The sequence below is a fragment of the Burkholderia sp. MSMB0856 genome, assembly GCF_001524645.2.
Taxonomy (GTDB): domain Bacteria; phylum Pseudomonadota; class Gammaproteobacteria; order Burkholderiales; family Burkholderiaceae; genus Burkholderia; species Burkholderia diffusa.
The window spans coordinates 526783-538804 of record NZ_CP013429.1; the positions used below are offsets into that span (position 1 = coordinate 526783).

12 protein-coding genes are annotated in these 12022 nt (G+C 61.8%); 6 read left to right on the forward strand and 6 right to left on the reverse strand.

Annotated elements, in window-relative coordinates; genetic code table 11:
* Positions 1-45: 45 nt before the first annotated feature.
* The 5 genes from WS87_RS31160 to WS87_RS31180 are packed head-to-tail and all read right to left on the reverse strand — an operon-like array spanning position 46 to position 4676.
* Positions 46-1224, reverse strand: a complete 1179-nt coding sequence (locus WS87_RS31160) for an ABC transporter substrate-binding protein (RefSeq protein WP_059815441.1) — start codon at positions 1222-1224, stop codon at positions 46-48.
* Positions 1225-1232: 8 nt separating this feature from the next.
* Positions 1233-2003, reverse strand: coding sequence for an ABC transporter ATP-binding protein (locus WS87_RS31165; protein WP_059815395.1), 771 nt, complete (start codon positions 2001-2003; stop codon positions 1233-1235).
* A complete protein-coding gene (locus WS87_RS31170) occupies positions 1990-2724 on the reverse strand; it encodes an ABC transporter ATP-binding protein (protein WP_059815398.1) in 735 nt (244 codons plus the stop codon). The genes WS87_RS31165 and WS87_RS31170 overlap by 14 nt, the downstream gene beginning before the upstream one ends.
* A complete protein-coding gene (locus WS87_RS31175) occupies positions 2724-3797 on the reverse strand; it encodes a branched-chain amino acid ABC transporter permease (RefSeq protein ID WP_059815400.1) in 1074 nt (357 codons plus the stop codon). The genes WS87_RS31170 and WS87_RS31175 overlap by 1 nt, the downstream gene beginning before the upstream one ends.
* A gap of 3 nt (positions 3798-3800) precedes the next feature.
* Positions 3801-4676 (reverse strand): branched-chain amino acid ABC transporter permease, encoded by an 876-nt coding sequence (locus WS87_RS31180; RefSeq protein WP_059815403.1) that lies wholly within the window; start codon positions 4674-4676, stop codon positions 3801-3803.
* Positions 4677-5034: 358 nt separating this feature from the next.
* On the opposite strand from WS87_RS31180, the gene WS87_RS31185 reads away from it, so the two are divergent.
* On the forward strand, positions 5035-5421 hold the full coding sequence (locus WS87_RS31185; RefSeq protein WP_059815406.1) for a helix-turn-helix domain-containing protein: 387 nt from the start codon (positions 5035-5037) through the stop codon (positions 5419-5421).
* A gap of 505 nt (positions 5422-5926) precedes the next feature.
* Positions 5927-7357 carry an amidase family protein gene (locus WS87_RS31190; RefSeq protein WP_059815409.1) on the forward strand — a complete coding sequence of 477 codons (1431 nt, stop codon included), beginning with the start codon at positions 5927-5929 and terminating at the stop codon, positions 7355-7357.
* Between the two features lie 44 nt (positions 7358-7401).
* Here WS87_RS31190 and WS87_RS31195 read toward each other — a convergent pair whose 3' ends face one another.
* Positions 7402-8241 (reverse strand): FadR/GntR family transcriptional regulator, encoded by an 840-nt coding sequence (locus WS87_RS31195; RefSeq protein WP_059815445.1) that lies wholly within the window; start codon positions 8239-8241, stop codon positions 7402-7404.
* A gap of 231 nt (positions 8242-8472) precedes the next feature.
* Between WS87_RS31195 and WS87_RS31200 the strand changes: the two genes are divergently transcribed.
* The 4 genes from WS87_RS31200 (at position 8473) to WS87_RS31215 (ending at position 11998) form a co-directional block, all read left to right on the forward strand.
* On the forward strand, positions 8473-9732 hold the full coding sequence (locus WS87_RS31200) for an acyl-CoA dehydrogenase family protein (RefSeq protein WP_059815412.1): 1260 nt from the start codon (positions 8473-8475) through the stop codon (positions 9730-9732).
* Between the two features lie 31 nt (positions 9733-9763).
* Entirely contained in the window at positions 9764-10033 is a 270-nt protein-coding gene (locus WS87_RS31205) for an acyl carrier protein (RefSeq protein ID WP_059815416.1), read from the forward strand.
* A gap of 121 nt (positions 10034-10154) precedes the next feature.
* Entirely contained in the window at positions 10155-11054 is a 900-nt protein-coding gene (locus tag WS87_RS31210) for a 3-oxoacyl-[acyl-carrier-protein] synthase III C-terminal domain-containing protein (protein ID WP_159085728.1), read from the forward strand.
* The gene (locus WS87_RS31215) at positions 11051-11998 is read left to right on the forward strand and encodes a 3-oxoacyl-[acyl-carrier-protein] synthase III C-terminal domain-containing protein (RefSeq protein WP_059815419.1); all 948 of its coding nucleotides are present in this window, start codon (positions 11051-11053) and stop codon (positions 11996-11998) included. The genes WS87_RS31210 and WS87_RS31215 overlap by 4 nt, the downstream gene beginning before the upstream one ends.
* Positions 11999-12022 lie beyond the last annotated feature (24 nt).

A 12022-nucleotide genomic window follows, 5' to 3' on the forward strand; every position in this document is an offset into this window, starting at 1 on the left:
CCTTAATAATCTAGAGAAATTAAAACGTGTTTGATTACTTCATGCCTATCCCTCGCACTGCGGTGAAATCGGTCCGGCCGAGTCCAACACCGCGAAACTATTGTCCGACAGTGCCCTGCCGATACGGGTTTGGCACAACATATGGTCGCCGTCCTGGCTCACGCCCGCCTTCCCCCGCGGTAGATTCAACGAAACACCCGGCAGCGCGACTTTCACGCGGGCAACGTCGACGCTGCCGGCCGCCTTGACAGCCGCTGCAAACAGGCGAAGTCCGGCATACGTGCATTCGCCGTGCGGGAGCACCACGGCCAACTGCCCTAACCGAGGGTCGTGTGGGCCAGCTTCATGCGCCGTGTAGCGCGCGAGAAAGTCCCGGTTCTCCGGGTTGTCGACGCTCATGAAATACGAGGAAACGCCAACGATCCCGGTCGACGCGCCCGTGGTCGCGATCGACAGCGACTCGTGTGCAATGTCAGTCACCAGTTGCGGTTTCATGCCGAACGAGCGGTACTGCTTGACGAAGGTGACCGGGTCGTCGCCGATGCTGTGCCAGACGATCTGTGGGCGCTGGCTTGCGATCTGCTGCAACACCGCACCATAATCGCGTGTGCCGAATGGCAACCAATACACGTTGAGAAACTGCCCGCTGTAACGCTTCACCGCTGCCTGCAGCGCGGGCACCAGCACTTTGCGGTTGCTGCCGATGTCTGAGACCACCGCGCAGACCGTGCGACCACCCTTGCGCATCAGCCAATCGATCAGTGGATCGACGCGCTGGTTGACAGTCAGGCCCGTAGTGAACAGATTCGGATCGCAGCGCCCCTCGTCGAAGTTCGGGTAGATCACCAACCGCCCAGCCGACTTGGCGGCCTGCAACGCTGCTTCGCGCTCGGACGGTAGCACCATGCCGGTCAGAGCCGCGACCTCATCGCGCATCAACAGTTGCCGGGCCTTCTGCAGCGTCACGGCGGTGGACATCTGGGTATCCTCGACACTCAGTTGCAACGGGCGTCCCAGCAATCCACCGGCGGCGTTGATTTCGTCGACAGCCAACTGCGCGCAGTTGCGGTTGGTCTCGCCCACGCGGGTGAGCGGACCGCTCAAAGGCGCGAGCAAGCCGATCCTGAGCGGCGTGGTGGCTCGTACCAACGACGGCATAGCAGAAGTGGTGAGTGCGCCGACGGCACTGAATAAGGCGGTTCGGGTAAAGGCGCGACGATTCATCGTAGTCTTCATCGGATGAGGTCCAGGTGGGAATGCGTCGAATGTGGTGAAGAGATTGAAAACGTGTCAGACTCGGCGGCCGGCGACAGGTATTGCGCCAACGGATGAGCCCCCGCCGAACCGCTGCGTGGCTCGATGCGGCCGGCATGGGCAACTCGTCCATTCTTGAGCACGATGCAGCGCTGCGCGCTGCGCAGCACGAGATCGAGGTTCTGCTCGACGAGCAGCACCGCGAGCTGCGATCGGCGGCACAACGTTGGGATGACCTCGCCGATCAGCTCGACCAGATTCGGCTGCACACCGTCGGACGGTTCGTCCAGCAACAGCAGTTTCGGCCGACCGCACAGCGCGCGGGCAATCGCGAGCACCTGTTGCTCGCCACCGGACAGCGTGCCGCCGTGCTGCGAGAGTCGGGACTTGAGAATGGGGAAATACTCGAACACTTCGTCGAGAATCGCCCCACCACCCACAGCCTGCGTGCCCATCATGAGGTTTTCGCGCACGGTCAGTTTGGGGAAGATCCAACGCCCCTGCGGAACCAATCCAATACCGCGCCGGGCGATCGCATGGGTGCGCAGACCGGTGATGGACTGCCCCTGAAACAAGACATCGCCGTTTACGCGCGGCAGCAGGCCCATAATCGCCTTGACCAGCGTCGTCTTGCCCGCGCCATTGCAGCCAAGCACTCCGACCACTTCGTTAGGTCCAACCTCGAGGTCGATCTGCTGCAGTACTGCGACATCGCCGTAGCCGGCCGACAGATTCTCAATGTGCAACATGGCCTGCCCCCTGACCGAGATAGATGCGCCGGATTTCGTCGTCGCGTGCGATGTCGGCATAACTGCCCTGGCGGACGATCTGCCCGCGATGCATGACCCATGTCTCGCACCGCAGCGCCTCGACAAAGCTCAAATCGTGCTCGATCGCCAGTACCGCGCAGCGCTCGCGCAAACGGTGGATCAAACGCACGAGCCGCTGTGCATCATTGGCCGACAGGCCGGCGGCGGGCTCGTCGAGCAGCAGCAGCGCCGGTTGGCACATCATCGCCATGCCAATCTCCAGCCACTGTCGCTCGCCGTGCGGCAAGTGCATTGCGATCTCTGCTGCCTCGACCGACAGCCCGATCTCATCGAGGATCGCGTCCGGATCCGGCATCGGCGTGTTCCGATACGCCGCGACGCCGAGGCCGGCGACGACGAGGTTCTCGCGCACGCTCATCGCCAGAAACGTGTTGGTGCCCTGGAACTTGCGCACCACGCCACGCCGGCAGAACTGATGCATCGGCCGGCCCGTCACGGGCTCGCCGGCGAGATACAACTCTCCGGCGCCTGGTGCGATCGCCCCGGACAACAGCCCGACCAGCGTGCTCTTGCCAGCACCGTTCGGGCCAATGACGCACAGCAGGTCACGCGTGCCGATCGTCACGTCGACGTTGTCGACTGCGTGAATGCCGCCGAATGCGCGGTGCAGCCTCTCGCCCTTCATCAATGGTGCGTTCATCACCGTCCTCCTTCTACGTGCTCGGCGCGTTGCATAGCGGTTCGCCCTAGGCGGTTCCGACCGATTCGCCGCACGCCAATGATCAAACCCCGAGGCCAGACCCCGTTCGGCAGGAGCAGCACGCAGCCGAGGAACAACGCACCGAGCAACAGCGGCCATCCGTCGGTGCTGACGCTCGATACGGTTTGCTTGAGCAGCGTGAGCGCGACCGCCACGAGTACCGGACCACCGAGCGTGCCGCGCCCACCGATCGCGACCCAGAGAATGGCTTCGGTGGCCAGCATCGGTGAGAACACGTCCGGCGCTACGACGCCCGAACACGTGGCCATCAGCACACCAGCGATTGCGGCAAGCCCCGCAGACGCGGTAAACACGAGCAGCAGGTGCGCCGATGTGTGATAGCCGCACGCTTTCGCGCGCCATTCGTTGGTAGCAATCGCCGACAGAACCTTGCCGTATCGGCTGCGGCACACGAGCCAGATCGTGACGAGCAACATGGCAAGCACGGCTGCTACCGCGTACCAGGCCCTACCCGCTCCGCGCAAATCGAGCGTGTGCCCGATCAGTGAAAAGGACAGTCCCGGTATGCCGAGGAGGCCCGTGTCACCGCCCGTGATCGATTGCCAACTCGTCGCCAGTTGCTGGACGATGATCAGCACGGCCATGCTGATAATGGCGAAGAAGTGCAGCCGGACCTCCGCGAACAGCAAGAAGTAGCCCGATACACCCGCCACCGACATCGCACAGAACAGTCCAACGATGAGTCCGATGACAGGCGTCTGTCCGAACTGCACGGTGGCGACCGCAAAGCCGTACGCGCCCAGCCCGAAAAACGTCGTATGCCCAAGCGTGAGCACACCCGCCCTGCCCCACAGCAGGTCATAGCTCAGTGCGAGCAATCCCATGATCAGCGCGTCGCGCACGGTCGAGAGCAGGTATGGTCCCATGCAAAACGGCAGGATCAACGCGGCAGCGACGATCGCGATGCCGACTGCCATCGGAGAGATGTCTTCGATGCTCATTGCCGGCTGCCACAACCAGCGGCGCACGTGTGCAAAAGATGGTTGGAGCATGACTTAACCTTTACCGTGAAGCTGATGCGCGGCGCTGAAGCCGGGCAGCAGGCCCTGTGGGCGGAAGCGGATCAGAACGATGGACAGGATCAGCACGATCGCCGAGGCGAGCGACGGATCCACGCGATAGCTGAGCAGCGTCTCTGCCGTGCCGACGAAGGCGCTACCTAACAGGCTCCCGGCAATCGAGCCGATACCGCCCAACACGATCACGAAGAACGCCTTGGCGAGATAGGCAACGCCGAGGTGGGATTCCACCGAAACCATGGGCGCCACCAGCACACCGGCGAGTGACGCGAGCGCGGCGCCCCCGCAGAAAGCGAGCCGGTTGAGCCGTCGTGTGTCGATACCGACGGCCTCGGCCATCGCCTGATGCTGGATAACCGCGCGCAGCTGTGTGCCAAAGCGCGTGCGAGCGAACAACAGCCAGCACCCTCCCGTCACTGCGAGCGCCACGCCGATCACGAAGAGCCGGTACGCTGGATAACTACCGCCCGGCACGGGAATCGCCCCGTTTATGGGCGCATACACCAGCATCGGATGTGTGCCGAAAACGAGTTGGAGGGCTTTCTGGACGATCAGGCTGACCGCGTAGGTCGCGAGCAGCGTGTCGAGCGGTCGTTCATACAGGAGCCGGATCACGAGGCGCTCAAGGCACCAACCGAGCACCGCCCCCACTGCTGGCGCCGCGAACAATGCGAACCAGAACGCATGCGCCCCGCCCAATGATTGCGCTACTGCCAGCGTGTAGGCGCCGATCGTGACCCACTCGGCATGCGCGAGGTTCACGATATCCATCATGCCGAAGATGATCGCGAGGCCTAACGCGACCAGCGCCAGAATGCTGACGTAACTCAGGATATTGAGGAATACCATCATTATTCGTAGTCCTACCTTATTAAGAAATTGAAAATTTCTGTCTATTTTCCCTGCGAAACTTGCCTTTTTTCGTCGATTTCAAACCCATCGCGTCGTGCCCCAACGCCAGCTGCTTCGGGCCTTTAAAGGCCCGCCCTAGCACAACGATTGAAGTCTTCTCCGTCGCCTGGGCGCTCAAGCGACGCGCGGAGAGATGCGGGTCAGCGGTCGCGCGCTAACCTATGTCGGGGTGGCAGCCTGCTCACCCGACCCGAAGGGGAACTCATGATAATATAACGTATTACACATATTATAAGGTATAAAGTCCTTCTGCAAGTATTCGTGGAAAAGCACACTCGCGTCTCTACTTCGTGTGGGGATGTCGGTGACAGCTGACGATTTTGAAGACGGAGAACTCGCCAAGACCGTCGGAAAAGCAATTGCAAACAGACGCAAGCGCATGGCGCTCACGCAAGAGCAGTTGTCTGAAGCCGCCGGAATTGCTCAAGCGTCGCTGTCCCATATCGAACGCGGACAGGTTCTGCCGAGCTTGGATCGGCTCGCTCAACTCGCGGCGCTACTACACTGTCGACTCGCGGATCTGCTCGCCGAAGCAGGCACTACGCCCGGGGACCGGGCCACGCGCATTCACGAAAAATTGTCTGCGCTCGCGCCGGCCCAACAGGAAGCACTCGAGCGCCTGCTCGACGAAGCGATCAAGTTGGTGACCAATTCACGCGCTGAACCCCGCCGTAAAGCAAGATGATGTAAGCGCGCGTCGATTCGACGCCTTTCCGCCTCACTCCGATAACGCACGCCAGCACGGCATAAAACAGTCGTTTGGCGCTGACCTTCGCAAACCGCCTCTGCCGAGGAAACTGCTCGACTCCGCGGCATGCTTGCCAACGCCGCCGCGCTTGCGCACAAACCCGTTTCCATCGGACTTGCCACTTACAACACTGTCGCCATGGACATGATATCCGCGCGCATGCGTCGAGCGCGTTCGCGCGACTGATGCGTCACCCATCACGCTGCCCGGCGCTTTGCGGCGTGGAATGCACAACGCACGGCGAACACTGCGCTTCGGCTCGAAATCAGTGCGCCCAGCAACTATTTATCATCATTAAATGTACGCTGACCGAGGTATGGCGTCAACATGCCACCATCCAGCGTTTACCCGCAAAACCTCCCTGTCCTCCGGAGCTCCCCTTAACTTGACAGCCGCATCGATCGCGCCTAACGTTAATTAATGATGATTAATAAGAGGCACGATGAGCAGCGATCTTTGTGACCTGACAGCGCGCGAACTAAGCGCAATCTATGCGGCTGGGCATACGTCGCCGGTAGACGTCATACACGCGACCCTCGCGCGCGTCCAGTCGCTCGGCCCGACGGTGAATGCGTTCTGCCGGATCACCGATGACGCACTCGACCTCGCGCGCGCGTCAGAATCGCGATGGAAGCGCGGTGCGCCGCTAAGTCCTCTCGATGGCATACCGGTCAGCATCAAGGACAACGTCGCGATTGCGGGGCTGCCCACGCGATTCGGATCCCGAGCCACAGCGCCCGAGGCCATGCAATCTGACAGCCCCTGCGTGGCCCGCCTGCGCGAAGCTGGCGCGATCTGCTTCGGCAAAACCACCCTGCCCGATTTCGCGCACAAGATTGTCACCGACAGTCCGCTGACCGGCATCACGCGCAATCCGTGGGATTTGTCCCGCACACCTGGCGGCAGTAGCGGCGGCGCAGCAGCAGCCGTCGCGCTCGGAATAGGTCCGATTGCCATCGGCACGGACGGCGGCGGCTCCATTCGTATTCCCTCCGCCTTTACCGGCACCTTCGGGTTCAAGCCAAGCTTTGGGGGTGTGCCCCATGCGCCACGCGGCCCGTTTGGCCTGCTCAGCCACGTCGGTCCCATGACGCGTTGCGTGGAAGATGCCGCGCAGACGCTGACAATCATCAGCCGGCCGGACAGCCGCGACTGGTACGCGTTGCCATTCGATGGCGCCGACTACGCGCGCGGGCTGCCATGCCAACCCGTGCCGGGCGGCATCCGTGTTGCCAGTAGCCCTACGCTCGGATTGTCGGTCGCCGTCGACGCAACGATCCACGATGCTGTGACACGGGCTGCCGGGATGTTTCGCGAATGGGGGGCGCACGTTCAGGTCACCGATCCCCCGGGCGTCGCGCAATGCAATGCGGTCCACACAACCCTTTGGCGTGCCTGCTGCCGTCAACTCACGGACGGCATGATCGACCGTTGGGCCGAACTCGATCCGTCGCTGCAGGCGTATGCGCAAGCCGGTAACAGCATCTCGCGGGAAGCATTGCTAGGCGCGCTGATCGAACGAGGCGAGCTGGGGGCTGCCGTGAACGCGTTCTTCGAACAGCACGACCTCGTCATCTGTCCGGTGTATGCGCACGTGGCGCCATCACTTGCCGAGGTGAATTCGAGCAGCGCGCTGTTTCCGCATTTCACGGCATGGTGCAATCAGTTAGGCCTGCCGGCGGCGAGCCTCTATGCCGGGACGACTGCCTCCCGCCTGCCCATCGGGATTCAAATTGTAGGCGGCCGTCATGCCGATGCACTGGTACTGTGGGCAAGCCACATGTTTGAACGCGCGTTTGGGCCCGCCCCGTTTGCCGAGCTCACTCGTGTGCTCTCCGTGCCCACCACGGCCGCCGACGCGACATCTGCCTGATTCCCGTCCTGATGGTGCTCGCGCGCAAACGGACCGCAATCGACTCATTCGGAGCGCGCGCGGTCCGTGCGCAGGTCCAGCTCGGAATCGAGCACCAGCTTCTGCTGTAGCGCTGCGTGAACCTTGCGCAGTTGCGCCTCGGCTTCGTCCATGTGCGCCGTCATTAGTTGCGCGACCGCATCGGCATCCCGGCGTCGCGCGGCCTCGAGAATCGCGCGGTGTGCCGCGACGGTGTTGCGACCGAATGCTTGATAGTCCCGTTGCGTCACGTTTCCGGCCACGATCACCAGCGTGTGCAGCATCTGGTTGATGATCTGACACAGGCTGCGAAGGAACGCATTCGGGTGCGCGGCGGCGAGCACGTCGTGGAAGTGAATGTCTTCGTGGCGCTGACCGAGCGCCTCCTCGTGACGCGCTTCGAACGGCTCGCAAACCGACACGCTGCGCTCGAGCGCCCCGAAGTCCGCGTCGCTCAGATAGGGAACCGCACCCGCCGCTACCATGGGTTCCAGCGTGCGACGCACCGCATAGATGTCCTCGAGCGTGACGTTCTCGAAAAACAGATAGTTCTGCAGTGACTGGAACGCGCGGGCAAGCGGCACACGCGTGATCGTCGCCCCGCCGTCCGGACCGGTGCTCAAGCTCACGAGCCCTTGCACTTCCAGCGCCTTGAGCGCCTCACGAATCGAGCCTCGGCTGACATTGAACTGCTGCTGAAGCTCGGCTTCCTTGTCGAGCCGTTTCCCCGGTCGTGCCCGCCCGTCGTTGATCCGACGCTTGATCTGCTCGGCCACTAGGTCGCCGCGCTTGATCGCGCGCGAACCCCGGTTATCCCGCTGTGCCAGCGGCATTTTCTGTTCGGTTGTCGGTTTTCGCCCTGCCATATCGGTCAAGTCCGTCGTTGGCCATTCACTGCTGTATTCCGGCGCCATTATCGGGCATCCGCGCCCGATACGGACAAAATTCCGGTTCCATGCAAGCCTCCCTCCCAAGGTTAGGAGTAGCCGGGATAGTGACCAGGACCTACGCTGCAATCCGAACACCATACGCCGAGTACCCATCACTTCCCTGCACGTCGGTCACTCGATGTCGGTAGCCATCTGGAGAAATCCCTCATGTCACAGTCGGTGAAGTCGTCTCAGATGCAATCCACGCTTGCGACCATCCGGGCCAACTTCTCGGCCGACGGGCTGGAACTGGATCAGCTTGCTGCACGCATGCGTTTGCACGGCCCCGAAGCCGACCGGACACGGCAGATTCCAGATGCAGTTTGCGCACCCTCGGACGTACCTGCACTGAACCTGAATCTCGTTCCGGCCGCGTACGGAGGTTGCACGGACGTGCAATCACTAATGTCGCGCACCACACTGATGGAATATCTCGGATATGCAGACGCGGCACTAGCACTCGCGCTGCCCGGCCCCGGCCTCGCAATGCCGCCCGTCCTCGCACTCGGCAGCGGCGAGCAACAGACTCGCTTCTTCAAACGATTTCGCAGCGACACACCGCGCTGGGGTGCGTTTGCCATTACGGAACCCGACTGCGGCTCGGATGCGACCGCGATGCGGACCACCGCTCGCAAGACGGCGCGCGGCTGGGTGCTGAACGGCACCAAGTGCTTCATCACCAATGGCGCACGCGCAGACGATGTCATCACGTTCGCCACCATCAATCGGCACGCTGGTCGCTTCGGTGTTCGAGCGTTCCATGTCGATCGCAATACCCCGGGCTTCTCCGTCGATCGCGTCGAGCAAATGGCCGGGCTGCGCGCCAGTCAACTCGCGGTTCTCTCCTACAACGACTGCGAAGTACCCGACGACGCACTTCTCAGACGCGGTGACGAAAAGCCTCTCAACGACGCGTTTTCGGGCGCACAACACGCATGGGACTACTTCCGCCCCCTACTTTCCGCGGTCATGGTCGGCGCATGTCGACGAGTACGCGACGATCTCGCGGCCTACTTCGACGCAGGCGGACATCCTGTGAATCAACGCAATCGCACTGCCGACGTGAACGAAGCTCTGCTCGATATCGATCGGCAAATCACTACAGCCCAGTTGCTCTGCCGACACGCGGCGTGGAAAAAAGATCAAGGAATGGCCACTTCGGTGGACGCGTCAATGGCCAAGGCGTACGCGTCACAAGTAGCCGCCCGCATCACCCGAGCTGCAATCGATCTCGCCGGACTTGATGGTATCGCTGCCTTTCCGTCGCTTGAGCAAAGCTATCGCGATGCAAAGGCCTTCGACATCATGGAAGGTACCGGGGACCTGCAGCGGCTCATGATTGCTCGCTCTACACTCCGCTCGGCTTCTCTTCCCTGGGAGGTCATCTCTCCCGCGCCGCACCGCTCTACAGAAGCGCACCCATCCTGAACCCGTCCGAACTTCGCACTGGAGATCGTTCATGGCAACCCATCCCGTTTCCCCCAGCGTGTCAGAGACAGTGAAAGCTTGCTTGCTATCGGTACTTGGCAGCACCCTGAGCACCGATCTCATCGTAGACGACACCAACCTCTTCGATGTCGGTGTGGATTCGATGAATATGACGGACTTGCTGCTGCAACTCGAACAGCGCTTCGGCTTCACGCTGGCCCCCGAGGATCTATCCGCCGATCTGTTCCTGCGCTTCGGCAATCTCGTCTCTTTCGTCGAATCCCATGCGTCCTTCAACTAACCTCACTGGCGCCGAGCCGCGCATTGTCGCCTCGGCGCGATACATTCCGCTGCACGATGTCCCGGCCAATGCACATATCGAACCATTCATGGTGTCGGGTGGGTCCGAACGAGAGGACGTGATGCAAGCAGTCTATGCCGATACGCTGCGGTGGCGCGACCGTGGTGCCCCATTTGGCGTGGCCGGTATTCCGTTGCCGCAAGTATCACGGGCTACTGAAAACCGGGTCGCTGCGGAATCCGACCAGACATTGTCCGACATGGCACTTGCCACTGTGCGAACGCTGCTTGACTCGTCATCTCAGGTCGAGGCGCTCACACTCGATCAAATCATCGTATGCACAACGAGCTTCGAGCATGATCTGGCATTGTCGTGCGCCTGCCGTCTCCACAGCGAACTTGGATCAAGCCGAGCACCGCTGGCGGTCGGCCAGCTTCAAGGCGTGTCGTTTCTGATGGCGTTGGAAATTGCCGTGGCGATGATGGCCGCTGACAGCCGAATGAATACCGTCGTGATTGTCGCCGCGGAGCGCTGGCGCCGGCCATTCTCACGTCGGATAGGTGCACTGGTCGACATGGGCGACGGGGCCGCTGCCGTCCTGATCGCGAGACACCCCAGCCCCGGATGGCGGGTACGCGGGCTCACGGTACGGACGCCAGGAATCCCACCTCTGGCAAGCGAGCGCGAACCCATCTACACATCGACCCTCATGGATGTCATTGGCGAGACGTGCGCAAGCGCGGGTTTTCAACCTGGCAATGTCGACTGGGTACTTCCCGCGCCAATCGACACTCATCTGGCTCACGAAATCCACACGCGCTGTGGATTACGGCCCGAACGTGCCTGCCACATATGCATGGACGCGCCCGGCCATTTCTGCGCAGCCGACACGCCTGCGCGACTCGACGCGCTGCTGCAATCGATCAACCCTAACGAGGGGCAACATGCCCTCGTTTGGTGCGCCGGTTTCCAAGGGCAAGCCGGTTGCGCGCTCCTTGAATTTCGTCGAGGTGGATCATGATTGCGTCGCAACAAGCCAGCTCCCTTGCTCTGTCTGGCATCGCGTTCAGCCTGCCAGATCGGACTGTGGATGCGCATCGCTGGGCGGAGCGCTGTGGTCAGCCGTCGACTCGTGCGCGTGCACTGATCGAAAACGGCGTAACGCAGTTCCACGACGCAGCTGGCGAATCGCCCGTGACACTTGCCGTCGACGCTGTATCGTCCCTGCTGCGCAACACCGGAACAGCACCCGAAACGATCGATGCGTTCGTGTACACGCACACGATTCAGACCAGCGTTATCGCACCACCCGCGAGTACTACGCAACAGATCCAGTCCCAAATGAATCTGAACCGTGCGCTGGCATTTTCAATCACGCAACAGCACTGCGTCTCACCAATGGCCGCAATCCGTGTGTTGCAGGTGCTCGCTCTGCGACGGCCCGCATTCCGGCGCGCAATTGTGGTCTGCGCCGATGTGATCGGATCCCACTGCGATCGGCTGCGAGCAATCCAGGATCTTGCACTCCATAGCGACGGTGCCTGTGCGCTGCTGCTAGAACGAGGTGGTCACCGAAACGCCATCGCGGGCTTGCACTTGTATACAGACGGACGATCCTTCCGCGGTACGGACGAGGATCTGCAGCCGGTTCCCGACGATCGATACTACTGGTCTGCGTTCACGACCATGCGTGCCGCCATTCAGCAAGCGGGCGTCACGACACGCGAGATTACACACGTACTCCCGCATCACGCCAATCTTCCGGGCTGGTCCAGGCTGATGGCAATGCTAGCCATCCCTCGCGAGCGGCTCTTCACGGCGAACTTCGCGCCAATCGGCCACGTCTTTGGCGCCGATCCTTTCATTAACTTCCAGACATGTTCGAACCGGGAACCGGGCGGTAGGTCGCTGCTGTTCTCGTGTGGCCTGGCAGGGTGCTTTGGTGCGATGGTGGTCCGCCACTGATCAGCCCATCGATTTCCTTTCAAC